This is a genomic window from Nonomuraea sp. NPDC052116 (genome assembly GCF_040680035.1).
Taxonomy (GTDB): Bacteria; Actinomycetota; Actinomycetes; order Streptosporangiales; family Streptosporangiaceae; genus Nonomuraea; species Nonomuraea angiospora_A.
The window spans coordinates 344,282-367,947 of record NZ_JBFAWA010000008.1 but is presented as its reverse complement, the minus strand read 5'-3'; the positions used below and the strand labels follow the sequence as shown (position 1 = coordinate 367,947).

Genomic DNA, 23,666 nt, shown 5'->3' with positions numbered 1-23,666 from the left:
CTGGGCCATAAAACTATGGACAGGGCAACACTAGGAATCGTTCCGATCTCCGAGCTACGGTGAGTTACGTGGACTCCGACATCCAGCGTGAAGACGGTCACAATGCGTCACCAATCTGGGTGAGCGACCGGTCAGAGAGCGAGCAGACCGCTGCCGCGAAGCCTTCGGCGCCCACCTCCACGTACGCGCCCGTCGAGCGCGCGTCCGTGCGTAGCCTGCTGCAACAACCGCAGTTCCACCGCCTGCGCAACCGCGCGCTGGTGGGGATCGGCGTCGCGGTGGTGGTGGGCTTCCTCGTGAGCGACTGGCGGCTGGGCGTGACCGCGGGTGTGATCGCGGCCGTCGCCGAGGCGGTCTATCGCTCGCGATCCCATTCGTCCGTGCCCGCCTGGCGGCGCACATCCGTGGCGGAGCGCCGTACCGAGGCGCAGCTGCGCAAGCTCGAACGCGCCGGCTATCGCACGCTCCACGCCAGGGCGATCCCCAACAGCGAGGCCCAGATCGACCATCTCGTGGTGGGCCCGACCGGCGTGTACGCGGTCGACTCCGAGAAGTGGGACAAGCGGCTCCCGGTGCGGGTGCAGATGGGCAAGAAGCTCTTCCACGGCCCCTTCGACAAGAAGGCCCGCCTCACCGAGGCGAAGTGGGAGGCGTCGCAGGCCAGCGAGCTGATCACCCAGTCGTTCGGCCGCGAGGTCTCGGTCGTGCCCTCGCTCGCCATCTACGGCCCGCCGGTGCCGTGGAAGATCATGACCATCCGCGGCGTGGACGTCTACCAGGGCGACCGCGCACGCAAGTGGATCACCAAGCGGGAGCGGGCCCTGACCGACGGCGAGATCGACCGGATCTTCGACATCGCCGCCCAGGTCCTGCCCGCCCGCTACGGCGAAGACTAGGCCCCGGCCCGGGCATACCCGTTCGATATGGCGGGGTCCGGGCCGACGGTCATTCCCCAGCCCCGCCGGGCTCGTCCCCGCGGGGCTTTTCCACGCCTGAAGCCACGCCTGAGGCCACACCCGAGGCCAGGCGCGCGCCGAAGTCGTCCAGGGCGGCGGCCAGGTCCGCGCTCGGCGGGAGCGTCTGCGGCAGGCGCGAGTACACCGCGGTGCCGAACCCGGCGACGCGGACGATGTGGTCGATGAGCGCCTCCCTGTCGCGCGGCCACGGGAACGACGGCTGGGCGATCAGCAGCGAGACGCAGCCGTGCACGGCCGACCACATGCCCAGCGCGAGCTCCTCGGGATCGCCCTCCAGCACCCGTGTCTCGACGCAGGCCGAGACCGCGTCGACCATGTGACGGAAGCACTCGGCGGCGGCCGGCGGCACGCCCGGCCCGGCCGTGGCCCGCATCATCAGCACCCGGTACTGCACCGGATGCTCCAGGGCGAAGCGGGCGTAGGCGCGCCCGCACCTGCCCAGGGCCAGGAACGGGTCGCCGCCCAGGTTCTCCCTGAACATCCGGCCGAACTCTCCCCAGACCCGCATGCAGACCGCCTCGACCAGCGCCTCCTTGTCGGCGAAGTGCAGGTAGACGGAGGGCGTGGAGACGCCGGCCCGCAGGGCGACCGCGCGTAGCGTGAGCGCGTCCTCGCTGCCGGACTCGGCCAGCAGGTCCTCGGCGGCCCGCAGGATCTCCTCGCGCAGCAGCGCTCCCTCTCCGCGCCTGGCGCGTACGCGTCTGGTGGTCATGGGTCTCAGGTTGACGCCGTCAGGTTAACAATGTCAATCTGAGGCCCTGGGGAAGGGGTTTACTGAAAAATGGGGAATTTTAGCGAAGCGACCGCCTTGACCGATCGCGGCGAAGGCGAGTTCGGGGCCGTCCTGGACGCCCAGTGGAGCGTCGGCAACCGGCTGCACGGCGGCTACCTGCTGGCCGTGCTCGCCAGAGCCGCCTGCGAGAGCCCGGCGGGCGCGGGCCACCCGCACGTGACGGCCGTCAGCGGCTCCTTCATCGAGCCGCCCGAGCCAGGCGAGGCCGTGGCCCGGGTGGAGACGCTGCGGGTCGGCAGGAGCGTGGCCCAGGTCAGGGCCGCGCTGGTGCAGGAGGGCCGCATCCGCGTCGAGTCGCACATCACGCTCGGCCTGCTGGACGACACCGGCCCCTGGTGGTCCTCGCACGAGCCGGTCGAGCTGCCGCCCGAGGAAAACTGCTTCCTGGCTCCCACCAACCCGCCGGGCACGGACCTCACGGTGCCGCTGATGGCCGTGGTCGAGGAGCGCATCGTCCCCGAGCACCTGTCCTTCGCGTTCGGCGCCCCCACCCGGGCCGGCGTCATCGCGAGCTGGCAGCGGCTGGCGGACGGCTCCGACTGGGACCCGCTGAGCCTGCTGGTGGCGCTCGACCCGGTGCCGCCGGTGTCGTTCGACCTGGGCCTGTCCGGGTGGGTGCCGACGATCCAGCTCTCGGCGTACATCCGCAGGCTGCCCGCTCCCGGGCCGATCAGGGTGCGGCTGGCGGCCACGGACGTCGGCGGCGACCGGATGGACGAGGTGGCCCACGTCTGGGACGACAAGGGCCGCCTGGTGGCCCAGGCGACCCAGCTCGCCGCCGTACGGCTGCCGTCCTAGCGGTAGATCTCCGGGACCGAGGCGCACCACGGGAAGATCTCGCTCCGGCTGGAACGGGTGACGTCGCCGCACAGGCCGACCTGGGTCGGCCGCTCGGCCCCCTTGGCGTGCAGGATCAGCACGGCCTTGTCCAGGGGATACTGCCGGGGCGAGTCCGCGCCGAAGTCGAGCGCGCCCGTGGCGCCCTCGATGGCGTGCCCGCTCTGGTCGGGCGTGTAGAGCGTGCCGAGCTGGCGCCAGACGGTGTACGAGTTCACCGGCACGCGGTGCCGCTCCCTGCCGAGCCGCCGGATGGCGGTGATCATCGTCTCCGTGGCGTCGTAGGCCAGGGCGGCGTGCCCGTCCAGCGTCCGCCCCGGCCCCGGCTCCTCGCACTCGAAGGGGAACGTGGCGAACAGGGTCGCGTAGAAGTCGTGCCGCTGCGGCTCGCCGCACTTGTTCGGCGCGGCGGCGAACGACTCGTAGTAGTAGCCCACGCCGCTGACGGCCGATCTGACGCGCACGTCCGCGGCGTACCTGGTGACGTCGTCGCCGCCGAGGATGGTCGGCGGCGCGTCCGCGCACTTGTCGGCCACCCCCTTCACGAACTCGGCGAAGTCGGGAATCCCGCGCCCGGCGAAGTACACCAGCCCGTCGAACCCGCACGCCGACACCCCGGCGTCCCTGGGCTCCCCCGCGTAGGGATCGTCGCTGCGGTCGTCGGGACCCGGCTTGGCCCCTCCGACGGGCGTGAACCTGAGCCCCTCCACCGCGAACCCACGCTCCTCCATCCGGGCGACGACCCGGGCCCTGAGGTTGGAGGCGTAGTAGTCGGTCACGTCGTGCGAGTAGTAGACCCGGGCCCGCCGCTTCACCTCGCCCTTCTTGACCAGCGAGTCGGCGAAGGCGGCCGCCATCCACGCCTGGCGGGAGTTCTGCGGGGCGACCTGGAAGTAGAACGGCGACTCGTTCACGAGGCGGTCGGCCGACAGCGTCGAGGCCACCATGGGCAGTCCGGCCTTGCCCAGCTCCTGGATGGCCGCGACGGTCTCCTGGCGGCTCTGGTCCAGGCCCACCACGCCCACGATGGGCGCCTCCTCGTCGCGGTAGCGCAGCAGCAGCCGGGCGATGCTCGAGCCGTGCTGCATCCTGCCGCCCGCGTTCGCCAGGAGGATGCGGACCAGCGGCTCGCTGGCGCCGGCGGAGTTGTTCTGCCGCCTCTGCGCGATGGCGACGCCCGCCAGGCCCTCGCGGGCGGCGGCCAGCGTGTCCCGGTCCGTCGAGGTCAGCGCGGCGAGGTAGGCGATCGTCACGTACGGGCGGTCGCCGCCCTCGTGCAGCTTCGCGGCCCGCTCGTTCTCCTGCTGGAGCACGGCCTGGACCTGCCGCATCTCGGTGTTGCCCGGCGAGAACAGGTAGTCGGGCTCGGCCACGCCCACGCACTCGGTGCCGGCCAGCTGCCTGCCGCTCTCCGTCCACGGCGTCCACAGGCCGGTCGCGCAGGCGTTGCGGTGCCAGGCGGCGGTCTGGCCCGCGTACGCGCCGACGGCGCCCGCCAGGGCCATCCAGAACAGCGCGATGGCCGTCCAGGACGACCACCACGGCGCCACGCGGGCGGGTGGCACCCAGGCGGGGTCGGCGACGTCGTACCTGGTGAGGTCGGCAGGCACGGGCGGCGCCGAGATGGTGAGCGGCGCGTCCAGCACCCGCCGCCACGTGTCGCGGTCCTCGGCCGTGACCAGCTCGCGGCGCCAGCGGATGAGCCGCCACAGCGGCTCCTCGTCGTCCTCCAGGAGCACGGCGTCCGGCGTGTACGAGACCACCACGACCGGATCGAACCTGCCGAGGTCCGCGCGCCGCTCCTCGACGAGCTCGACGAGCGCCTCGCCGTGCTCGTTGAGCAGCAGGAGCGGGTAGAAGACGTGGCCCGCGCCCCGCACGTGCAGCGGGGAGCGCCGGTACTGCCCGCTCAGGTCGTCCATGAACGCGCGCAGCAGCAGCCGCGCGACGCCCGGCTCGTCGGCCGGGTCCAGGTCGGCCAGCAGGGCGGCGACGCCGGGAGCCTTGGAGTCGTCGCCCGACAGCGCGCGCCGCAGCCAGCGGAACCGCCCGCCGAGCCCGGGCACGCGCCCGCTGAGCCGCAGGTCGTGCAGGAAGCCGGGTAACAGCTTGAGCAGCAGGTTGAGCGGGAACGGGACGTGTTCGGCGCCCCTGCCCGCGGTGTCGACGCCCCACCCCCAGTTGCGGTCGGACTCGCGCAGCATGCGGCGGGCCTGGTCCTCCTTGCCGTGCGACTCGGCCAGCCGCTCGACGATCTGGGCGGTCAGCTGATAGCGCGGGAAGCGCAGCCTCGTGCCGCGCAGGGCGGACACGATCCGGGAGAGGATCTTCGGCACCCCTTCGCCCGGCTGGATGTCGGGGCGAGCGCGCGGGATCCCGCGCGAGATGACCGGCGTGGCCTGCCTGTCCTGCGGCGCCAGGATCTCCGGCCAGCCCCTCGCCTCGCTCAGCTGGACCAGCGGGATGCCCATCCGGTCGATGTGCTGCTTCTTGTCCTCTCCGCCTCGCCACCTGGCCAGCCGAGGCTGCCTGGCCACGTGCGGCGAGTCCTGTACCCCCTCGCCCCTGGCCGGTCTGCGGCACAGGCGGTCTATCGTGTGGATGAAGTTGCCGACCCTGGCGGGGTCGTCGAGCATGACTGCCCCGTTGCTCATCTGATCTCTGTAACACGAGTCCGGGCGCGGACGGCTGCTTTTTCGGGCTCGATCCGGTAACCAACCGTCCGATGTGTGGACACGTGTCTCAGTTGCCGGGCAGTGGCCGTAACATGTGAAGACTCGCTAGCGATGGGAGATGCCCAATGCCCGCCCTCAGGTCACGTACAGTCACCCACGGCAGGAACATGGCCGGTGCCCGGGCCCTGCTCCGGGCGACCGGCGTAGCCGGGAGCGACTTCGGCAAGCCGATCATCGCGGTGGCCAACAGCTACACCCAGTTCGTGCCGGGTCACGTGCATCTCAAGGACGTCGGCGAGGTGGTGTCGGCCGCGATCCGGGAGGCCGGGGCGATCCCGCGGGAGTTCAACACGATCGCCGTGGACGACGGCATCGCGATGGGCCACGGCGGCATGCTCTACTCGCTCCCGTCGCGCGAGCTGATCGCCGACTCCGTCGAGTACATGGTCAACGCGCACTGCGCGGACGCGCTGATCTGCGTCTCCAACTGCGACAAGATCACGCCGGGCATGCTGCTGGCCGCGTTCAGGCTGAACATTCCGACGATCTTCGTCTCCGGCGGGCCCATGGAGGCCGGCAAGATCCCCGGCAAGAAGCTCGACCTCATCGACCCGATGATCGCCGCCGCCGACGACTCCGTCTCCGACGCCGCGCTGCTGGAGATGGAGGAGAGCGCCTGCCCGACCTGCGGCTCGTGCTCCGGCATGTTCACCGCCAACTCCATGAACTGCCTGGCCGAGGCCATCGGCCTCGCGCTGCCCGGCAACGGCACGATCCTGGCCACGCACAAGGCGCGCAAGAAGCTGTTCGAGGACGCGGGCCGCCAGCTCGTGGAGATCACCCGCCGCTACTACGAGGACGACGACGCGTCGGTGCTGCCGCGCTCGATCGCCACCCGCGACGCGTTCGAGAACGCCATGACGCTCGACGTCGCGATGGGCGGCTCGACCAACACGATCCTGCACATCCTGGCCGCTGCCCGCGAGGCCGGCGTCGACTTCGGGCTCAAGGAGATCAACGAGATCTCGCTGCGGGTGCCGTGCGTCTGCAAGGTCGCCCCGGCCACGAACAAGTACCACATCGAGGACGTCCACCGCGCCGGCGGCATCCCCGGCATCCTGGGCGAGCTCGACCGGGCCGGGCTGCTGCACCGCGACGTGCCCACCGTGAACGGCGGCTCGCTGGCCGACATGCTGGCCGCCTGGGACGCGAAGTCGCCGACGGTGCTGCCCGAGGCCGTCGAGCTCTGGCACGCGGCCCCCGGCAACGTGCGCACGGTCAAGCCGTACTCGCAGGACAACCGCTGGGACGACCTCGACGTCGACCGCGCGGCCGGGTGCATCCGCGACCTGGAGCACGCCTACACCGCGGACGGCGGCCTGGCCGTCCTCTACGGCAACATCTCGCGCGACGGCGCGGTGGTGAAGACGGCCGGCGTGGACGAGTCGATCTGGAAGTTCAGCGGGCCCGCGGTGGTGTTCGAGTCGCAGGACGACGCGGTCGAGGGCATCCTCGGCGGGCGGGTCAAGGAGGGCGACGTGGTGGTCATCCGCTACGAGGGCCCCAAGGGCGGTCCCGGCATGCAGGAGATGCTCTACCCGACGTCCTTCCTCAAGGGCAGGGGGCTCGGCAAGGCCTGCGCGCTGGTCACCGACGGCCGCTTCTCCGGCGGCACCTCCGGCCTGTCCATCGGCCACGCCTCGCCCGAGGCCGCCGAGGGCGGCGCGATCGCGCTGGTCGAGGACGGCGACATCATCGACATCGACATCCCCAGCCGGTCGATGGAGCTGCGGGTGCCCGAGGCCGAGCTGGCCGCGCGGCGCGAGCGGCTCCTGGCCGACCTGGGCGGATACCGGCCGCGCGACCGCAACCGGCCGGTGAGCGCGGCCCTGCAGGCGTACGCGGCGATGACCACGTCCGCCTCCACCGGCGCCTCGCGCGACCTGTCCCAGCTGTCGCGGTAACAAAGGCCTGTGCGGTAGGTGACAAGGAGCTTGCCTGCCGCACAGGTTTTCGAAAAATGTCGGTCGTCGTCTCTAATATTGGGGTATGACGACAGTCGTGAAGCACGATACTCGCCCGCTGACGACCGCCGAGATCGCCGCCCTCGCCCTCTCCCTCGCTCACCTCGGATCGGGCCCGCAGGCCGTCACCGCACGACGTGGCCTGCAACACGCACTCGAGCACCTGGAGCTCGACGACGACGTCATCGCCACCACGCTCACGACTCTGACCGAGCCGCTGCCCGTCGAGGTCGCCTCCAGAGCCAGGCTCATGGCGGACGCCATCACCAGCCGTCTCATGATCCGCCTCCACTACCGCGACGCCTCCGGCATCATCACCTCGCGCGACGTCGAGCCGGTGACGTGCCTGGTCCACCGCGAATACTGGTATCTGGTCGGCGTGTGCAGGATGCGCCGGGGGATCAGGGCGTTCCGGTTCGACCGGATCATCGCGGTCGAGCCCACGCTCACGCCGTCCCGTCCGCACCTGGCCGACCGGTTCCTCCCGTTCCAGCGCCGCAAGCGCCCCAGGGCCGCCTAGGAAACTGACCGGCGTTTGACCTTCCGCGCCCCCGGCCTTTGGGGTGGCGGCTGGCAGGCTCCCGCACATGCGCGTTCGGGGGATCTCGCTCGTCGTTGCCCTGCTGGCCGTGGCCGGCTGTGCAAACCCGTCAACCGTCGTCCCGCCTCAGGCCGCCTCCTTCGGGCAGCCGGGCGGGGTGGTCGTCGAGAGCGTGCTGCCAGTTGCCGCGCGGCGCGCTCTCGACCGCACGCTGGACCAGTACCTGCGCGAACGCCCCGGGCGCGCGGCGCTGGCCCTCTACGACCGCACGACCGGCGCCAGGTACTCCTACCGCGAGCGCACGCCGTTCGTGCTGGCCAGCGTGGCGAAGATGGACATCCTACTGGCGTTCCTGCTGGGCAAGGAGGGCGAGCTGAGCGCGTACGAGCGCACGCTGACCTCCAAGATGATCCGCGAGAGCGACAACGACTGCGCGCACGAGCTCTACCTGACGGTCGGCGGCCAGAAGGGGCTCACCAGGGTCCTGCGCCGGCTCGGCGTCGAGCAGACGTGGCCGGGGCCCGGGCTGTACTGGGGAACGACCCGCAGCCGGCCGTCCGACCAGGTCAAGGTGCTGGAGTGGCTCACGGACCCCGCGGGGCCGCTGCCGGCCTCCGACCGGCGCTACGCGCTGAAGCTCATGTCGTCCGTGGAGCCGTCGCAGGCATGGGGGGTCAGCTCGGCCGGGGGCGACGTGGCGCTCAAGAACGGCTGGCTGCCCGTGGACGCGCACGACGGGCTGTGGACGATCAACAGCGTGGGCCGGCTCGGCGTGGACGGGCACGACGTGCTTATCGCGGTGCTGTCGGAGCGCAGCCCGACCATGGAGACGGGGATCGCCACAGTCGAGCGGCTCGCCAAGCTGGCGGTGGAGGAGCTGACGCGTTCGCAGGCGACCTTCACCGCCGCCCAGGTGTTCTAGGCCGTCTTACGAGCAGCACCCTCCGCCGCAGCAGCCGCCCCCGCTCGCCTTCGGAGCGGCCGCGCCGCCCGTCATGGACACCGTGGACAGCAGCTTCACCGTGTCGTCGTGGCCGTCGGGGCAGGTGGCCGGGTCGTCGGAGGCCGACATGGGACGGGAGACCTCGAACGTGGAGCCGCAGGCGCGGCAGCGGAAGTCGTAACGCGGCATGACCCTAAGCGTAGGTCATGTGCTCGAAGTCGGACACGGGCACGTACCCGATCGACCGGTAGATGGCGTTGCTCGTCGGGTTGCCCAGGTCGGTGAAGAGCACCACCTGGTCGCAGCGCTCGGCCAGGCCGACCTGGCTGGCGTACGCGGTGACCGCGGCGCCGTAGCCGTTCCTGCGGCACGAGGGCGGCGTGTAGACGGGCCCGATGCGGCAGACCCCGCCGACCGCCGGGGAGAGCGCGGCCAGCGAGACCGGCGCCTCACCCGCCTCCCACACGAACAGCTCGCGGGCCGCCAGCCGCCGCGCGACCGACTCGACCACGTCGTCGCCCATGCCCATCCGCACCTCTTCGGCGAACGCCTGGTACCAGCTGACCAGCAGCGGGAAGTCGGCGGGGGCGGCGAGCCTGCCGCGCCCGGGCGTGCCGGGGACGGCGAGTGCCCCCAAGCGGTAGAGCCGCTCGGGCACCAGCCGCCCAGGCGCCCCCAGCAGCCGCTTGACCTCGGAGGTCAGCTCCACCCTGCCCACGACCTCGGCGGGGTCGCCGAGGTCGGCCAGGAGCGGCTCGACGGCCTCCAGGGGCATGTCGGCGAGCCCGACCGGGTGCGGCGGGGTGTGGAAGACCGCGCCGCGAACCTCGCCATCGACCGTCCACCAGCCGAACCGGGGACCCTTCGCGGGCATGCCGGCGCGCAGGTTGGCGAGGACGGTCAACGCGACCGTGTTGCGCACCGGGTCGCCGAGCAGGAAGGGCTCGGCGACCGCGGCGTACTCCTCAACATCTGAGGTGAAGGTCCACATGCCTGCTCATGGTGTCAGGCGGTGGCCACCCCTTACAAAGCGATATCTCAGGCCGCGGCCTCGAGGTAAGGCGCCCATTGGGGGTCTCCGATCAGCGACGCGCCGATGAGCCTCCAGTGAGCGCCCCGTGGCACCGCGGGGCTGAAGCGCAGCGTCCACCCGAGCTCCTCCAGGTACTTGTCGGCCTTCCTGTGGTTGCACGTGGTGCAGGAGGCGACACAGTTTTCCCAGGTGTGGGTGCCGCCCCGGGACCGCGGGATGACGTGGTCGATGGTCTCGGCCCGCTGCCCGCAGTAGGCGCAGCGGTAGTCGTCGCGCCTCATGAGGGCGGCCCTGGTCAGCGGGATGCGGGACCGGTAGGGGATGCGGACATATCTTCTCAACCTGATCACCGAGGGGACGTCGAGCGTGTGGCTGGCGGAGCGCAGCACCGCGCCCCTGCCGTCACGGTGGACGACGTCGGCCTTCTCCCGCAGCACCAGCACGACGGCCCGGTGCAGGGAAAGGGTGGTCAGCGGTTCGTAGGTGGCATTAAGCAGCAGGACCTGGCGCATCATGGGGCCTCTCCCTGCTGCGCGCGTATCAAAGGGGACATGCCGTGGCATGTCCCGACTGTCGGCCCCTCCTGGGGCACTTGTGCTTCCGTCACGTGGACCTCCGCCGGACGGTCCAGCGGATGGTCACCACGGCACCGTCCTGTCACCAAGTCTGGCGTTTGCACCCCGGTCCCCGCCACCCCAAATATCCTCCAACCGGAATGGACCAGAGGGACACACGTTACGTTTTATGCCCGCTTCACCAGCGCTTTACGCATGTCCATTGGCAGTAGGGTTCCCAGCATGAAGCTGGAGCCGTACCCGACCGCACGCCGCGAAGACACCGTCGACACCCTGCACGGCACGCCCGTGCCGGATCCTTATCGATGGCTGGAGGATCCCGACAGTCCCGAGACGAAGGGGTGGCTGCTGGAGCAGGCCGAGCTGTTCAGCAGGGGCAGCGGGCCGCAGCGGTTCAAGAGCCGCATCGCCGAGCTGCTCAGGTCCGGCTCGGTCGGCGCGCCGGCGTGGCGCGGTGGCCGCCACTTCTTCAGCCGCCGCACGCCCGACCAGGAGCACGCCGTCTACTACGTCGTCGAGCCCGACGGGACCGAACGGGCGCTGATCGACCCGATGGAGATCGACCCGTCGGGGTTGACCACGCTCGACGCCGTGCAGCCCGACAAGGAGGGGCGGCTGCTGGCGTACCAGATCTCCGTGGGCGGCAACGAGGAGTCGATCCTCTACGTCATGGACGTCACCACGGGCGAGCGCGTCGAGGGGCCGATCGACCGCTGCCGCTACTCCCCCATCGCGTGGCTGCCCGGCGGGGAGGCGTACTTCTACGTCCGCAGGCTGCCCAGCACCGAGGTCCCGGAGAACGAGACCCAGTTCCACCGCCGCGTCTACCTGCACCGCGTCGGCACCTCCACCGAGGACGACGTGATGATCTTCGGCCAGGGGCTGAAGATGACCAACTACTACGGCGTCTCGGTCTCGCGTGACGGCCGCTGGCTGCAGGTCTCGGCGCACGAGGGCACCGCGCCGCGCAACGACCTCTGGGTGGCCGACCTGGCCGCGTCCCCGGCCGACCGGCCGGACCTGCGGGTCGTGCAGGAGGGCGTGGACGCGCAGGCGGGGCTGGTGTTCGGCCGCGACGGCAGGCTCTACGTCCACACCGACCGCGACGCGCCCAGGGCCCGGGTGTGCGTCGCCGACCCGGCCGAGCCGGGCTTCGAGACCTGGCGCGACCTCATCCCCGAGGACCCCGAGGCGGTGCTGAACGACTTCGCGATCCTCGACGACCTGGAGCGCCCGGTCATCCTGGTGGGCTGGACCCGCCACGCGATCAGCGAGATCACCGTCCACGACCTGGAGACCGGCGAGCGCGTCGGCGAGGTGCCCACGCCGGGGCTCGGCTCCGTCGGAAGCCTCTCCGAGCGCCCCGAGGGCGGCTACGAGGCGTGGTTCGGCTACACGGACAACACCAGGCCGCCCTCCGTCCAGCGCTACGACGCCAGGACCGGCGAGACCACGCTCTGGGCCGCCTCCCCGGGCGCGGTCGAGGTGCCCCCGGTGCGCACCTCGCAGGTCGTGTACCAGTCCAAGGACGGCACCGACGTCCGCATGCTGATCATCTCCCCCGCCGACGACACGCCCGGACCGCGCCCCACCATCCTGTACGGCTACGGCGGCTTCGGCCTGTCGATGACCCCCGGCTACTCGGCGTCGGTCCTGACCTGGGTTGAGGCCGGCGGGGTCTACGCCATCGCCAACCTGCGCGGCGGCGGCGAGGAGGGTGAGGAGTGGCACCGCGCGGGCATGCTCGGCAACAAGCAGAACGTGTTCGACGACTTCCACGCGGCGGCCGAGCACCTCATCGCCACCGGCGTGACCACGCCCGAGCAGCTCGGCATCTCCGGCGGCTCCAACGGCGGCCTGCTGGTGGGCGCCGCGCTGACGCAGCGGCCGGAGCTGTACGCGGCCGTGGCCTGCTCGGCGCCGCTGCTCGACATGGTCAGGTACGAACAGTTCGGGCTCGGCGCCACCTGGAACGTCGAGTACGGCACCGTCGAGGACCCCGAGCAGTTCGGCTGGCTGCTGGGCTACTCGCCCTACCACCACGTCCAGGAGTCGGTGAACTACCCCGCCACGCTCTTCACCGTCTTCCAGTCCGACACGCGGGTGCACCCGCTGCACGCGTGGAAGCTGTGCGCGGCGCTGCAGCACTCCTCGACCGGCGACCGCCCGGTGCTGCTGCGCAACGAGACCGAGGTCGGGCACGGCGCCCGGTCGGTGAGCAGGTCGGTCGATCTGTCGGCCGACACGCTCACCTTCCTCGCCCGGCACACCGGTCTGTAGCCTCGACGGCATGAGCGCGCTGGGGCCGGCCAGGGTCGAGGCCACCCCAGCGCCGTGCCGCGGCCCTGCGTGACGGCCCTGCGTGACGCCTGCCGCGAGCGCCGGGCGGCCTCAGCCGGGGGTCAGGGAATCGGGGGCCGGGACGGGCAGCGGATGGGCGGCCTCGGGGCGCAGGCCGTCGAAGATCATGCTCAGGTAGCGCCGCCAGAGCCCCGGAACCGCGTCGCCCAGCGGGGCCACCGCCTGGCAGGCGGCATTGATCAGCAGCACGACGTCGTGCCCCGTGACGTCGTCCCGTACGAACCCGTCACGGCAGGCCCGGTCCGTGAGCGACCTGGCGACCGCCACCAGCCGATCGCTCGCGGCCCTGATCTGCGGATCCTCGCGCATGGCCGGGGTGAACGCCTGGCAGAACGAGCGCAGCTCGACCCCGGCGGCCATGAACTCCAGCAGCGCCGCCCCGGAGTCCGCCCCCTCGCGCAGCGCCTCTCCCCTGGCCACCAGCGACTCCAGCTGGTCGCTGAAGATCGCGGCCATGAGCTGCTCCTTGGTGGCGAAGTGCCGGAACACGGTGCCCTTGCCGATCCCCGCCCGCGCCGCGATGCGGGCGATCGAGACCTCCGTGCCGTGCTCGGCGAACTCGGCCGCCGCCGCGTCGAGCAGCAACCGCCTGTTACGCACCGCGTCCGCCCGCACATTCGCCACATCAGAACCCTACCGTAACCGGACCGCGCGGTCATATTATGCTCAACCTGACCGATCGGTCCGTTTAGTTGGAGGTTCCCATGAAGGCACTGGTGGCGAAGGGCTACGGCGGGGTGGAGGTCCTGGAGGTGGTGGACGTACCCGTCCCGCTGCCGGGCCCCGGCCAGATCCAGGTCCGCGTCGCGGCCGCCGGGCTCAACCCCGCCGACGTCCGGCTCGTGAGCGGGGCGTTCAGAGAGATGGCCCCGCTGGAGTTCCCGCACGTCCTCGGCAGCGACTTCGCCGGGACGGTCACGGCCGTCGGGCCGGGCGTGGCCCGATTCTCCACGGGCGATGAAATATTCGGGCTCGGCCTGGCGCGGGCCGCCGGGAGCATGGCGAGCCTGACGTCCTCGCCGCCGTCGTTCACGACCGGCACGATGGCCGAGTACGCGATCTTCGACGCCGACACGCCCGCTCTCGCGCACCGGCCGGCCGGCCTTCCCGTCGAGCACGCCGCCGCCCTGCCCATCGCCGCCCTGACCGCCCTTCCGCTGCTCCGCGCGGGGAACTTCGCGCCCGGCGCGAAGGCGCTGGTCGTCGGGGCCGCCGGCGGGGTGGGCGGAGCCGTCGTGCCGCTACTGGCGGCCCAGGGCGTACACGTAATTGCCACCGCGATCCCGCCGGACGAGAGCTACGTACGCGGCCTGGGAGCCGCGGAGACGATCGACCACAGCTCCGCGGACACCGCCGCCGAGACCCTGCGCCGCCACCCCGGCGGCGTCGACGCCCTGGTCAACCTGGTGCTCCCCGGCCCGGCCCTGGCCGAGCCTGCGCGGGTCGTCCGTCCGGGAGGCCCGCTGCTGACCGTCGCCTTCCCCAGCCCCGACCCGTCCACCGGCTTCAAGACCGTCTACACCCACGCCCGTCCCGGCGATCTGGACGAGGTGGCCGCGCTCGCGGTGAAAGGCACGCTGCCTTCCACCGTCAGCCGCCGCTACCCGCTGGCCGAGGCGGCGCGGGCGTACCGGGATCTGGTCCACGAGCACGTGCGGGGCAAGCTGGTGGTCACCGGGTAGCTAGCGAGGGAAGACGATCGTCTTGTGCCCGTCCAGCAGGACCCGCTGCTCGGCGTGCCACTTGACCGCCCGGGCCAGGGCCAGGCACTCCACGTCGCGGCCGATCGCCACGAGGTCCTCCGGAGAGTGGCTGTGGTTGACCCGGGCCACCTCCTGCTCGATGATCGGCCCCTCGTCCAGGTCGGAGGTCACGTAGTGGGCCGTGGCGCCGATCAGCTTGACGCCGCGGTTGTGGGCCTGGTGGTACGGCTTGGCGCCCTTGAACGACGGCAGGAACGAGTGGTGGATGTTGATCGCCCGCCCGGCCAGCTTCTCGCACAGCTCGCCCGAAAGCACCTGCATGTAGCGGGCCAGCACCACCAGGTCCGCCTGGTAGTGCTCCACCAGCGCCAGCACCTCGGACTCCTGCCTCGCCTTGGTCTCGGGGGTGACCGGCAGGTGGTGGTAGTCGATCCCGTTGGACTGGGTGAGCGGCCGCAGGTCGGGATGGTTGGAGACGACCGCGACGATCTCGATGTCCAGGGCCTTGGACCTGACGCGGTAGAGCAGGTCGTTCAGGCAGTGGTCGAACTTGCTGACCATGATCAGCACGCGCGGCTTCCTGGCCACGTCGCGCACCTTGAACTCCATGGCGAAGTCCGGCGCGAGCGCCGCGAAGGCGCCGTTGAGCTCGTCCTCGCCCAACGGCCCCGCGAACTGGACACGCATGAAGAAGCGCTGCCCGGCCCGGTCGCCGAACTGCTGGCTCTCGATGATGTTGCATCCGTGCCGGGCCAGCAGGCCGGAGACGGCGGCCACCACACCGGGCCGGTCGGGGCAGGACAGCGTCAGGATGTATTCGGCGGGGCTGGTCATGCCTTCACTCTCGCGGGCGTGGGATCTGCGGTCACCACAGGGCTGATCCTGGCCGGTGACCATCACAGAGAGTACCCGACACACGTTACGCGTCCGATCGTCCATCATCCATGCGATCCCGGGTAGTCAGGGGGGAACGCGGATTCGGGAGGGGCAACCCCGGGTTGTCTCGCGGCTTGGGATGGAGCGCGGTCCTTGGACGTCGCCGTACTGATCGTGGTCGCCGGCCTCTTCGCCGTCGTGTCCGGGGTCAACGACGGGGGCGCCCTCCTCGCCACCGGGCTCAAGCTGCCCTCGGTGCGCCCGGCCACCGGCATCCTCGTGCTCGTGGTGCTGACGGCGGCGGTCCCGCTGGTCACGCATCAGGTGGCGGTGACGTTCACGACCAGGCTGGCCTCGTTCCACGCGCCGGGCGGCAGGATCGCGATGACCGTCGCGGTGATCTCGGCGCTGGCCGTGGTCACCGCGCTCAGCATGAAGGGCCTGCCGACCAGCCTCACGCTCGCCGTCGTGGGCGGGCTCACCGGCGCGGGGCTGGGCTGGGGGCTGCCGGTGTCGCCGAGCTCGGTGCTGCTGGTGCTGGCGTTCGGGGTGGCGGCGCCCTTCGCAGGCGGGCTGCTGGGCTGGATGCTCGTCCGGGTGCTCCTGATCACGATCACGGCCCGCGGGCTGCGGCGCTGGCACCAGGTGGGGTTCCTCCTGCAGAGCCTCGCCTACGCCGCCAACGACGGGCAGAAGATGCTGGCCGTGTTCATGATCATGTTCGGCTTCTCGGGCGCGCCGCTCCCGTACACGTCGCTGGTGGCCGTCCTCTTCGGACTCGGCACCATGTACGGCCTCCCCAAGGCGGGCCGCACGCTGGGCCGCGAGCTCATCGCCTCCCGGCCCCCGCACGGAGTCGCGGCCGAGCTGGCCGCGGGCACGGCGGTGATCGCCTGCGCGGCCGTGGGCATGCCGGTGAGCATGACCCAGGCCATCGCCGGCGGGCTCATCGGCGCGGGCGTGGCACGGGGCGGCGGCCGCGTCCGCTGGTACGCCACCGGCAAGATCGTCGCGGCCTGGCTCCTGACGCTGCCGGCCGGCGCCCTGCTGGGCGCGGGGCTGGCGGCACTGGTGAAGGCGATCGCGAGGGTTGAACTCTCATGAAGGGACGGCGAACGTGCAGCACTCTTCGAGGGCGGCTCCGCCCATGACGTGCCGCCCCGGCTCCGCGAAGGCGGCCGGACCATGAAGCGGCTGCGGCGGATCCGCAACCTCATGACCGGCCGCATGGACAGCGCGCTCACGGAGGCCCTGCTCGGCCAGCTCCGGGCCACCAAGGAAGGCGCGTGGCTGGCGATGGCCATGATCGGGGGCGAGGTGGGCAGGACGGGCGCGCACGAGCAGATGCGCTCGATCGAGCACATCGGCGACGAGGAACGCGCCTGCCTCGTCGAGGAGCTCAAAACGGCCCTGGTCACCCCGATCGACCCGGAGGACCTGTTCCGGCTGTCCCGCGCCATCGACGACGTGCTGGACTCCTTGCGGGACTTCGTCCGCGAGTCCCACCTCTACCGGGTCCCTGACCAGATCCGCTTCACTCCCCTGCTCGACCAGGTCATCGTCGGCATCGAAGCGCTGGAGAACGCGGTCCGCGACCTCGCCTCCCGCCCTTCCGCCGTGGTCCAGGACGCGCTGGAGGCGAAGAAGGTGGGCGGGTCGATCCGGCGGATGTACCAGTACGAGATCTCGCGCATCTTCTCGGGCGAGGTGACCGCGGAGGCGCTGAAGAGGCGGGAGCTGGTACGCCGCCTCGAGATCGTCGGAGTCGCCATCGGCGATGCCGCGGACGCCATCGCCGACGGCGCCATGAAGCGCTAGCCGAAGGCGTTGACCCCGGTCAGCTCGGCGGACAGCGCCCACAGCCGGGCGGCCTGCTCCGGGTCGATCGCATAGTCGCGCACCCCGGGCCCGACGGCCTCCGTGGTCGGCTCGGCGATGTCGCAGTCCTCGCAGTAGACGCCGCCCATGCCCGCCAGCTGCGGCGAGGTGGCCGCCCACACCTGGGTGGCCGCGCCCTGCTCGGGGGTCTTGAACGTGGGGTCCAGGGCGTTGCCCTCCTCGTCGATCCACCCCGCGGCGACCATCTCCTCCTTGCGGAGGTGGCGCTGCAGCGGCGTGAGGATGGCGCCCGGGTGCAGCGCGAACGCCCGCACCCCCGCGTCCCGGCCGAGCGCGTCGAGCTGGACGGCGAACAGGACGTTGGCGGTCTTCGCCTGCCCGTAGGCCTGCCACTTGTCGTAGCCCCGCTCGAACTGGACGTCGTCCCACCGGATGCCCGCATGCCGGTGCCCGGCCGACGAAACGGACACGACCCGTCCCCTGCCCTGGGCGACGGCCGGCCAGAGGCGGTTGACGAGCGCGTAGTGGCCCAGGTGGTTCGTGGCGAACTGCGCCTCCCACCCGGGGCCCACCCTCGTCTCCGGGCAGGCCATGATCCCGGCGCTGTCGATGACGATCTCGACGCTGCGGCCGGTGGCCAGGAAGCGCTCGGCGAACTGCCGTACGCTCTCCAGATCGGCGAGGTCGAGCTCGTCCACCTCGACCCCGCCGATGCCCCCGACCGCTTCCTCGGCGGCCTCGCGACGGCGCGCGGGCACCACGACGCGCGCTCCGGCTCGGGCGAGCGCCCGCGTGGTCTCCAGGCCGATGCCCGAGTAGCCGCCGGTGACGATCGCCAGCTTTCCTGAGAGATCGATCCCGTGGAGCACGTCGTCCGCGGTGCTCCTGGCCCCGAATCCCGACCCGATCTTGTGTTGCGGCGTTGTCATGCCACTCACGCTACGAGTTGGAGTCCACTCGAGGTCAAACGCCCCGATGGGCGTTACAGGCCGAGGGGCCGGGCGAGGTCGGTCAGCTGGGTCAGGGCGTGGGCGAGGTCCGGGACGTCCGGGGAGAGGGGCTGGATGACGACGTGGTCGGCCCCCGCGTCCAGGTGCGCGTGCACGCGCTTGGTGATGGCGTCGGCGTTGCCCCAGGCCACGATGGAGTCCGCGAGGCGGTTGCTGCCGCCGTCGGCGAAGTCGTCGTCCGTGAAGCCCAGCGTGCGCAGGTTGTTGAGGTAGTTGGGCAGCGTCAGGTAGTAGGACATGTGGGCGCGGGCGATCTCGCGGGCGCGGGCCGGGTCGGACTCCAGGACGACCGCCTGCTCGGGGATCAGCAGCGAGCCCGGGCCGAGGATCCGGCGGGCCTGCGCGGTGTGCTCCGGCGGCACGAAGTAGCTGTGGGCGCCGTCCGCCAGGTCCCTGGAGAGCTCCAGCATCTTGGGCCGCAGCGCGGCGAGGACCCTGGGAGCCGGGACCGGGGGTACGGGCAGCGTCCGGTCGGCCTGGCCCATGGCCTCCAGGTAGGTGCGCATCGCGGCCAGGGGTTTGGCGTAGTCGTGGCCGCGGCCGGTGACCAGCGGGGCATGGCTGACCCCTATGCCCAGCAGGAACCGGTCGGGAAAGGCGTCGCCCAGCGCGGCCGCGCCCGCGGCCATGGCCGTGGCGTCGCGCACCCAGATATTGGCGATGCCGGTGCCGACCGCGATGCGCCGGGTGGCCGCCAGCAGGACGGCGGACATGACGAGCGGCTCCTTGCTGCTCTTGCCCTCGTTGACCCAGAGCGAGCCGTAGCCCAGTGACTCGATCGTGGCCGCCGCGCGACGCGCCTCCTCGGCGGGGGCCGTGCCGATCTTGGGATGCCACACTCCGACGCGCCCGATGTCCACGGCCGCTCCCCTCGCATAGAATGTTCGATCGAGATGGAACACTACAACAATGTTCGATCGCAGTCGAACAGGACGCGCGGTCTGACGCACACATCCCCGATCGAGGTCTCGCTGCAGGCCGCCCTCGACGCGCTGGGCGATCCGATCCGGCGCCGCATCGTGCGGGAGCTGGCGGACGTCCCCGACTGGACGCGCGCCTGCGGCACGTTCTCCCACCTGCCGGTGGCCAAGTCCACGCTCAGCCACCACTTCTCGGTGTTACGCAACGTGGGGCTGCTGGAGCAGCGCGACGAAGGCGCCCGGCGGCTCAACCGCCTGCGCCAGGAGGAGTTCGATCATCGCTTCCCCGGCTTGCTGGGGCTCGTGCTGGAGGAGGAGCGCCAGGAGTAACGTCGGGCTGGTGGGTGCCATAGAGGGGCAAGCGGGTATCAGCGACCGGCCTGCGGCTCGGGTCGTCTGCCTGGATCGCGACGGCAGGGTGCTGCTCATGCACTGGTACGACCCCATCAGTCGCATGGACATCTGGGAGCCGCCCGGTGGCGGGATCGACCCCGGCGAGACGGCCCTGGAGGCGGCCAGGCGGGAGCTGGGCGAGGAGACCGGGCTGCCGGGCTCGGCGGTGCGGGAGCGGTTCGTCGAGGTCGAGCGCGACTTCTCGTGGCTGGGAGTGCGGTACGTGAAGACCGAGCCGTTCTTCCTGGCCACCTTCGAGGAGGCGCGGCCGGCGGTGGATCCCGGGGAGCTCACCGAGGAGGAGCGAGTGGCCTACCGGGGCTACGCCTGGGCCGAGGAGCTGCCAGGCAACGTGGAGCCGCCCGGGCTGGCGAAGGTGATCGAGCGGCTCACGGCGCGGTGAGGCGTCGTCACAGGTCCAGCGTGATGCCCTCGGCGGCGACCGCCGGCGTGCCGTCATAGGACTTCGCAGCGGCCTGCAGCGCGAGCGCCGGGGACGTGTCGGGCCACAGGTGGGTGAGGAGCAGGCGGGCCACGCCCGCCGAGGCCGCGGTGCGGCCCGCGTCCAGGGCGCTGGACAGGTACGGCGCGTCCTCTTCGGGGACCCGTTCCGGATAGGTCGCTTCGGCCACCAGCAGGTCCGCTCCCTCCGCCAGCACCACCAGCTCGGGGGACGGCCCCGTGTCACCGGTGTAGGCGATCACGCGACCTCCGGCGCTCAGCCGCAGGCCGGCGTTGGGCACGTGGTGCGGCAGGTCGAACACGTCCAGGCGGAACGGACCGACCTCGTACGGCACGCCGGGCGCCAGATCGCGCGTCACGAAGCTGCCCGCCAGCATGCGCGGCTTGTCCAGCGCCAGGACGGCGTCCAGCGCGCCCGGCGGCGCGTACACCGGCAGGGCGGGAGCAGGGATGTCGGCGAGGGCACGGGCGCGCAGCAGCGGGTTGAGGTCGGCGCAGTGGTCGGGGTGGCCGTGGGTGACCAGCACCGCGTCCACCTCGTCGGCCCGCATGCGCCCGAGGAGCCTCGGCAGCGTGGCATAGCCGGGATCCACGAGGACGCGGAATCCTTCGGCCTCCACCACGTACCCGCTGCACGCCTGCCCCGCCGCAGGCCAAGCCCCACATCCGCCCAAAACAGTAAATTTCACGCCAACCCCAGACGCAGTAGGAAACCTGGCAACGATCCCGGCCGTGCTCATGTTCACACAATCCGAGATCGAACGGCTCTTCCGGGAGATCGTCGTCTTCGACTCCAGCGGCACCGCGATCCAGGACGCGGGGGGTGAGCCGGTCTCACGCGTGGGGGCCGTCGCGGAAATGGCCGAGTTCGTCGAGTGTCGTCACCAGGAGCCCGCGGAGCAGCCGCCCCGCCACCTTCTCGTGATCGGGCTCCACGGGCACGCCCTTGCCGACCTTCTCGACATAAGCCTCGCGCTCCCGCAGGTCGGTGTACGGCAGCGCGGTCATCCCCACGGCCACCGCCACCCGAGTGCCGCCCCGGGGCAGCACGGCCACGGTGTGCGTACGCAGGCAGGTCTCGTCGGGGGCGCCGTACCAGCCGCTCTTGACCCCCGCCCCGGGCGAGCGGATCGCCTCCCGGGCCCCGAACGCCTGCGACGCGCTGACCTGCCGCATCCACCCCAGGATGGTCTCCGCGACCGGGTCACCGGCGACGGCGGCCTGGGCGAGCACCGCGTACGCGATCGCGACCTCGTCGGCGGCCACCTCGACCGAGCCGAACCGCGAGGGGTCGCCGTTGGGCGGCGACCAGGCGATGCCGGTGCGGCTGCGGAGGTCGTCGAGGATGACCCGGGGGCCGACGGCCAGCCACAGGTTGAGCGTGTCGGCGTTGGAGGACACGACCACGGCGGGCTCGGCGTGCCGCCGCCACCGTTCGGCGTCGGGGATGTGGGCCGCGCTCACCCACGCGTACAGGGGCTTGAGCAGCGAGGCGCAGCGCAGCCGCGCCAGCCCCACGGTGACGCCCACCGTGCGGGCGGGCGGCCCGCCGTAGCCGCGTCTGATGCCCGCCGCCTGGACGCTGGCGCTGTGATCGAGGTCTTTGAGCAGGTCGTTGAAGCCCACGCCCCCACCGTAGACCTACGGAGGGCTCCCCCAGCGGCCTTCGTACCACTCCGTGCTCGGCGGGTCGCCGGGCAGTTCGGTCGCCCCCGGCGCGCGCAGGCCGTCGAGCGCGATGGTCAGCAGCCGCTCCTTGGCGTGCGGATGCTCGGCGCCCGGCGCCGGGCGGCTGAACTGCTCCATGAGCAGCGAGATGTCCAGCGTGGTGACGTCGCCCCTGAGCACGCCGGCCGCGCGCGCCCTGGTGATCAGCCGGTCGGCGAGTTCGGTGCCCTTGCGCGCCGTGCGCCACATCTCGTCGGTGACCTCGATGGTGCCGGCGACCGGTGCGAGCGCGCCCGACCTGAACCCCACGCACGCGCGGATGTAGGAGGCCAGCCCCTCCCACGGGTCCGGCTCGGCCAGCCCGGCCTCGGCCGCCTCGACCCCGCGCTCCATGGCGATCACGCACAGGCGCTGGAGCAGCTCCTCCTTGGTGCGGTAGCGGCGGTAGAGGCTGCCCATGCCCACGCCCGCCGCCTTGGCGATGGCCGACACCGGCGCGTCGAACCCCTGCGTCGTGAACACCTCGTGCGCGGCCCGCAGCAGCCGCAGATCGTTGCGCGCGGCCTCGGCCTGCCTCCCGCGTGTGCTCATGCCGTACAGGATATTAGTATTTTCGGAGCGAATCGCTCCGATAGAGAAGGGCTCATCATGCGTGCGGTGGTCTTGAGGCGGTACGGCGGACCGGAGGCGCTGGTCGTGGAGGAGGTGCCGGACCCGGTGGCCGGGCCCGGGCAGGTGCTGGTGGACGTGTCGGTGGCGGGCATCACGTTCGTGGAGACACAGGTACGCGCCAACCGCGGGCCGCGGCAGGCCGAGCTGCCGGCGATCCTGGGCAACGGCGTCGCGGGGACGGTGGCCGCGACCGGCGAAGGCGTCGACCCGGCGCTGACCGGCACGCCGGTGGTCAGCACGCTCGGCGGTTACGGCGGATACGCGGAGCTCGCGGTGGCGAGCGCCGGCGACCTGATCCCGATCCCCGGCGGCCTGTCTCCCGAGTTCGCGGTGGCGCTGCTCGCGGACGGGCGCACCGCCGTGGGCCTCGCGCGGGCCGCCGCACCCAAGCCCGGGGAGTGGGTGCTGGTCGAGGCGGCCGGCGGCGGCGTGGGGAGTCTGCTGGTGCAGCTCGCCACGGCCGCGGGCGCGCGCGTGGTGGGCGCGGCGAGCAGCGCCGCCAAGCGCGACCTGGCGGCGAGCCTGGGCGCGGAGCTGACGGTCGACTACACCGACCCCGGCTGGACCCACCTCGTACGGGACGCGACGGGCGGCCTCGACCTGGTCTTCGACGGGGTCGGCGGCGAGGTCGGCGCGGCGGCGCAGGGGCTGCTGAAGGACGGCGGCAGGTTGAGCGTGTACGGCATGGCGGGCGGTCCGATGACCACGCCGGAGCCGCGCGTGACGGCGGTCGCCTGGCCGCGGACGGACCTGCGCGAGCTGGCCGGGGAGGCCCTGACGCTGGCCGCCGCCGGACGCCTGCGCCCGACCGTCGGCGCCACCTACCCCCTGGAGTCGGCCGCCGAGGCGCACGCCGCCATCGAGGCCCGCGCGGTGACCGGCAAGAGCCTGCTCATGATCAAGCCCGTTTAGGCGCCGAACCGCGCCCACGACACGACGAGCGCGGCAGGCACCAGCGCGACCACCCCCAGCGCGGTCACCACCTTCCACCGCCGCGCCACCCCCGGCTCCGTCACGAACGCCGCCACGGCCCCCGCCCCGGCGAAGACCGCCCCGGCCGTGACCGCGTGCGCGAGCGAGGACGTCCACGACGGCAGCGCCTCGCCGACGAGCCTGAACACCACCAGCACCCCGCCCGCCACCAGCGCCACCCGCCGCCCCGGCCGTACGTCCACCCGCTCCAGCACGAGCGCGAACCCGGCGATCAGGGCCAGCGTGATCACCGCCACGACGCCGACGGCGGGTGCCAGGCACCCCCAGTCCTCGCAGCCGATGCCCGCCCAGGCCAGGCGCACGCTGGCCCACCACAGCACCCCCAGAGCGGCGCACACCGCGGCCGCCCGCCCCATTCGCCCCCGCATAAC

At 71.9% G+C, this 23,666-nt stretch carries 25 protein-coding genes; 12 read left to right on the top strand and 13 right to left on the bottom strand.

Going from position 1 to position 23,666, the window contains the following annotated elements:
- Positions 1–119: 119 nt before the first annotated feature.
- Complete coding sequence (locus AB0L65_RS18340; RefSeq protein WP_364246573.1) at positions 120–896, top strand: nuclease-related domain-containing protein; 777 nt, start codon at positions 120–122, stop codon at positions 894–896.
- A gap of 49 nt (positions 897–945) precedes the next feature.
- Here the strand turns inward: AB0L65_RS18340 and AB0L65_RS18335 are convergent, their stop codons facing one another.
- Positions 946–1,689 carry a TetR/AcrR family transcriptional regulator gene (locus AB0L65_RS18335; RefSeq protein WP_364246570.1) on the bottom strand — a complete coding sequence of 248 codons (744 nt, stop codon included), beginning with the start codon at positions 1,687–1,689 and terminating at the stop codon, positions 946–948.
- Between the two features lie 96 nt (positions 1,690–1,785).
- Here AB0L65_RS18335 and AB0L65_RS18330 point away from each other — a divergent pair, with 96 nt between their 5' ends.
- On the top strand, positions 1,786–2,568 hold the full coding sequence (locus AB0L65_RS18330) for a thioesterase family protein (RefSeq protein ID WP_364246567.1): 783 nt from the start codon (positions 1,786–1,788) through the stop codon (positions 2,566–2,568).
- Here AB0L65_RS18330 and AB0L65_RS18325 read toward each other — a convergent pair.
- Positions 2,565–5,261 (bottom strand): ABC transporter substrate-binding protein, encoded by a 2,697-nt coding sequence (locus AB0L65_RS18325; RefSeq protein ID WP_364246564.1) that lies wholly within the window; start codon positions 5,259–5,261, stop codon positions 2,565–2,567. The genes AB0L65_RS18330 and AB0L65_RS18325 overlap by 4 nt on opposite strands.
- A gap of 146 nt (positions 5,262–5,407) precedes the next feature.
- Here AB0L65_RS18325 and ilvD point away from each other — a divergent pair, with 146 nt between their 5' ends.
- The 3 genes from ilvD (at position 5,408) to AB0L65_RS18310 (ending at position 8,769) form a co-directional block, all read left to right on the top strand.
- On the top strand, positions 5,408–7,246 hold the full coding sequence (gene ilvD / locus AB0L65_RS18320; protein ID WP_364246561.1) for a dihydroxy-acid dehydratase: 1,839 nt from the start codon (positions 5,408–5,410) through the stop codon (positions 7,244–7,246).
- Positions 7,247–7,331: 85 nt separating this feature from the next.
- On the top strand, positions 7,332–7,826 hold the full coding sequence (locus AB0L65_RS18315; protein WP_350731538.1) for a WYL domain-containing protein: 495 nt from the start codon (positions 7,332–7,334) through the stop codon (positions 7,824–7,826).
- Between the two features lie 67 nt (positions 7,827–7,893).
- Positions 7,894–8,769, top strand: a complete 876-nt coding sequence (locus AB0L65_RS18310) for a serine hydrolase (protein ID WP_364246558.1) — start codon at positions 7,894–7,896, stop codon at positions 8,767–8,769.
- 6 nt (positions 8,770–8,775) lie between these two features.
- On the opposite strand, the gene AB0L65_RS18305 is transcribed toward AB0L65_RS18310, so the two are convergent.
- Genes AB0L65_RS18305 through AB0L65_RS18295 form a run of 3 tightly spaced genes read right to left on the bottom strand, consistent with a single transcriptional unit; the run spans position 8,776 to position 10,335 of the window.
- Complete coding sequence (locus AB0L65_RS18305; RefSeq protein ID WP_355200186.1) at positions 8,776–8,979, bottom strand: zinc ribbon domain-containing protein; 204 nt, start codon at positions 8,977–8,979, stop codon at positions 8,776–8,778.
- A 4-nt stretch (positions 8,980–8,983) separates the two neighbouring features.
- Entirely contained in the window at positions 8,984–9,781 is a 798-nt protein-coding gene (locus AB0L65_RS18300; protein ID WP_364246556.1) for a GNAT family N-acetyltransferase, read from the bottom strand.
- 47 nt (positions 9,782–9,828) lie between these two features.
- Positions 9,829–10,335, bottom strand: coding sequence for an HNH endonuclease (locus AB0L65_RS18295; RefSeq protein WP_350731891.1), 507 nt, complete (start codon positions 10,333–10,335; stop codon positions 9,829–9,831).
- Between the two features lie 285 nt (positions 10,336–10,620).
- Here AB0L65_RS18295 and AB0L65_RS18290 point away from each other — a divergent pair, with 285 nt between their 5' ends.
- Entirely contained in the window at positions 10,621–12,678 is a 2,058-nt protein-coding gene (locus AB0L65_RS18290; protein WP_364246553.1) for a prolyl oligopeptidase family serine peptidase, read from the top strand.
- A 111-nt stretch (positions 12,679–12,789) separates the two neighbouring features.
- Here AB0L65_RS18290 and AB0L65_RS18285 read toward each other — a convergent pair whose 3' ends face one another.
- Positions 12,790–13,383 carry a helix-turn-helix domain-containing protein gene (locus tag AB0L65_RS18285; RefSeq protein WP_364246550.1) on the bottom strand — a complete coding sequence of 198 codons (594 nt, stop codon included), beginning with the start codon at positions 13,381–13,383 and terminating at the stop codon, positions 12,790–12,792.
- A gap of 80 nt (positions 13,384–13,463) precedes the next feature.
- On the opposite strand from AB0L65_RS18285, the gene AB0L65_RS18280 reads away from it, so the two are divergent.
- Positions 13,464–14,441 carry an NADP-dependent oxidoreductase gene (locus AB0L65_RS18280; RefSeq protein ID WP_364246548.1) on the top strand — a complete coding sequence of 326 codons (978 nt, stop codon included), beginning with the start codon at positions 13,464–13,466 and terminating at the stop codon, positions 14,439–14,441.
- On the opposite strand, the gene purU is transcribed toward AB0L65_RS18280, so the two are convergent.
- Entirely contained in the window at positions 14,442–15,296 is an 855-nt protein-coding gene (purU, locus tag AB0L65_RS18275) for a formyltetrahydrofolate deformylase (protein WP_364246545.1), read from the bottom strand. It lies immediately after the preceding gene.
- Between the two features lie 195 nt (positions 15,297–15,491).
- Between purU and AB0L65_RS18270 the strand changes: the two genes are divergently transcribed.
- Both AB0L65_RS18270 and AB0L65_RS18265 read left to right on the top strand, forming a co-directional pair.
- Entirely contained in the window at positions 15,492–16,442 is a 951-nt protein-coding gene (locus AB0L65_RS18270) for an inorganic phosphate transporter (RefSeq protein WP_364246542.1), read from the top strand.
- Between the two features lie 81 nt (positions 16,443–16,523).
- Complete coding sequence (locus tag AB0L65_RS18265; RefSeq protein ID WP_350731555.1) at positions 16,524–17,156, top strand: DUF47 family protein; 633 nt, start codon at positions 16,524–16,526, stop codon at positions 17,154–17,156.
- On the opposite strand, the gene AB0L65_RS18260 is transcribed toward AB0L65_RS18265, so the two are convergent.
- Positions 17,153–18,106: an SDR family NAD(P)-dependent oxidoreductase gene (locus AB0L65_RS18260; RefSeq protein WP_364246539.1), complete on the bottom strand. Its 954-nt coding sequence runs from the start codon at positions 18,104–18,106 to the stop codon at positions 17,153–17,155. The two genes, AB0L65_RS18265 and AB0L65_RS18260, sit on opposite strands and share 4 nt — an antisense overlap.
- 53 nt (positions 18,107–18,159) lie before the next feature.
- On the bottom strand, positions 18,160–19,047 hold the full coding sequence (locus AB0L65_RS18255) for a TIGR03620 family F420-dependent LLM class oxidoreductase (RefSeq protein ID WP_364246536.1): 888 nt from the start codon (positions 19,045–19,047) through the stop codon (positions 18,160–18,162).
- A gap of 33 nt (positions 19,048–19,080) precedes the next feature.
- On the opposite strand from AB0L65_RS18255, the gene AB0L65_RS18250 reads away from it, so the two are divergent.
- Positions 19,081–19,437, top strand: coding sequence for an ArsR family transcriptional regulator (locus AB0L65_RS18250; RefSeq protein ID WP_350731560.1), 357 nt, complete (start codon positions 19,081–19,083; stop codon positions 19,435–19,437).
- A 10-nt stretch (positions 19,438–19,447) separates the two neighbouring features.
- A complete protein-coding gene (locus AB0L65_RS18245) occupies positions 19,448–19,903 on the top strand; it encodes an NUDIX domain-containing protein (RefSeq protein WP_364246533.1) in 456 nt (151 codons plus the stop codon).
- 7 nt (positions 19,904–19,910) lie between these two features.
- Here AB0L65_RS18245 and AB0L65_RS18240 read toward each other — a convergent pair whose 3' ends face one another.
- The 3 genes from AB0L65_RS18240 to AB0L65_RS18230 form a co-directional block, all read right to left on the bottom strand.
- Positions 19,911–20,702, bottom strand: coding sequence for an MBL fold metallo-hydrolase (locus AB0L65_RS18240; RefSeq protein ID WP_364246530.1), 792 nt, complete (start codon positions 20,700–20,702; stop codon positions 19,911–19,913).
- Positions 20,703–20,796: 94 nt separating this feature from the next.
- The gene (locus AB0L65_RS18235) at positions 20,797–21,588 is read right to left on the bottom strand and encodes a hypothetical protein (RefSeq protein ID WP_357745298.1); all 792 of its coding nucleotides are present in this window, start codon (positions 21,586–21,588) and stop codon (positions 20,797–20,799) included.
- 15 nt (positions 21,589–21,603) lie between these two features.
- A complete protein-coding gene (locus AB0L65_RS18230) occupies positions 21,604–22,221 on the bottom strand; it encodes a helix-turn-helix domain-containing protein (RefSeq protein ID WP_364246527.1) in 618 nt (205 codons plus the stop codon).
- Between the two features lie 57 nt (positions 22,222–22,278).
- Between AB0L65_RS18230 and AB0L65_RS18225 the strand changes: the two genes are divergently transcribed.
- The gene (locus AB0L65_RS18225) at positions 22,279–23,214 is read left to right on the top strand and encodes a zinc-binding dehydrogenase (protein ID WP_364246524.1); all 936 of its coding nucleotides are present in this window, start codon (positions 22,279–22,281) and stop codon (positions 23,212–23,214) included.
- Here AB0L65_RS18225 and AB0L65_RS18220 read toward each other — a convergent pair.
- The gene (locus AB0L65_RS18220; RefSeq protein ID WP_364246521.1) at positions 23,211–23,663 is read right to left on the bottom strand and encodes a hypothetical protein; all 453 of its coding nucleotides are present in this window, start codon (positions 23,661–23,663) and stop codon (positions 23,211–23,213) included. The genes AB0L65_RS18225 and AB0L65_RS18220 overlap by 4 nt on opposite strands.
- Positions 23,664–23,666: the final 3 nt, after the last annotated feature.

What these genes read in the sequence shown, in the direction of transcription:
- AB0L65_RS18315 (WP_350731538.1), top strand. Translation starts at nt 7,332, where the DNA reads ATGACGACAGTCGTGAAGCACGATACTCGCCCGCTGACGACCGCCGAG.
- AB0L65_RS18295 (WP_350731891.1), bottom strand. Translation starts at nt 10,335, where the DNA reads ATGCGCCAGGTCCTGCTGCTTAATGCCACCTACGAACCGCTGACCACC.
- AB0L65_RS18335 (WP_364246570.1), bottom strand. Translation starts at nt 1,689, where the DNA reads ATGACCACCAGACGCGTACGCGCCAGGCGCGGAGAGGGAGCGCTGCTG.
- AB0L65_RS18260 (WP_364246539.1), bottom strand. Translation starts at nt 18,106, where the DNA reads ATGACAACGCCGCAACACAAGATCGGGTCGGGATTCGGGGCCAGGAGC.
- AB0L65_RS18280 (WP_364246548.1), top strand. Translation starts at nt 13,464, where the DNA reads ATGAAGGCACTGGTGGCGAAGGGCTACGGCGGGGTGGAGGTCCTGGAG.
- AB0L65_RS18265 (WP_350731555.1), top strand. Translation starts at nt 16,524, where the DNA reads ATGAAGCGGCTGCGGCGGATCCGCAACCTCATGACCGGCCGCATGGAC.
- AB0L65_RS18250 (WP_350731560.1), top strand. Translation starts at nt 19,081, where the DNA reads ATGGAACACTACAACAATGTTCGATCGCAGTCGAACAGGACGCGCGGT.
- AB0L65_RS18240 (WP_364246530.1), bottom strand. Translation starts at nt 20,702, where the DNA reads ATGAGCACGGCCGGGATCGTTGCCAGGTTTCCTACTGCGTCTGGGGTT.
- AB0L65_RS18310 (WP_364246558.1), top strand. Translation starts at nt 7,894, where the DNA reads ATGCGCGTTCGGGGGATCTCGCTCGTCGTTGCCCTGCTGGCCGTGGCC.
- AB0L65_RS18220 (WP_364246521.1), bottom strand. Translation starts at nt 23,663, where the DNA reads ATGCGGGGGCGAATGGGGCGGGCGGCCGCGGTGTGCGCCGCTCTGGGG.
- AB0L65_RS18290 (WP_364246553.1), top strand. Translation starts at nt 10,621, where the DNA reads ATGAAGCTGGAGCCGTACCCGACCGCACGCCGCGAAGACACCGTCGAC.
- AB0L65_RS18325 (WP_364246564.1), bottom strand. Translation starts at nt 5,261, where the DNA reads ATGAGCAACGGGGCAGTCATGCTCGACGACCCCGCCAGGGTCGGCAAC.
- purU (WP_364246545.1), bottom strand. Translation starts at nt 15,296, where the DNA reads ATGACCAGCCCCGCCGAATACATCCTGACGCTGTCCTGCCCCGACCGG.
- AB0L65_RS18225 (WP_364246524.1), top strand. Translation starts at nt 22,279, where the DNA reads ATGCGTGCGGTGGTCTTGAGGCGGTACGGCGGACCGGAGGCGCTGGTC.
- AB0L65_RS18305 (WP_355200186.1), bottom strand. Translation starts at nt 8,979, where the DNA reads ATGCCGCGTTACGACTTCCGCTGCCGCGCCTGCGGCTCCACGTTCGAG.
- AB0L65_RS18230 (WP_364246527.1), bottom strand. Translation starts at nt 22,221, where the DNA reads ATGAGCACACGCGGGAGGCAGGCCGAGGCCGCGCGCAACGATCTGCGG.
- ilvD (WP_364246561.1), top strand. Translation starts at nt 5,408, where the DNA reads ATGCCCGCCCTCAGGTCACGTACAGTCACCCACGGCAGGAACATGGCC.
- AB0L65_RS18300 (WP_364246556.1), bottom strand. Translation starts at nt 9,781, where the DNA reads ATGTGGACCTTCACCTCAGATGTTGAGGAGTACGCCGCGGTCGCCGAG.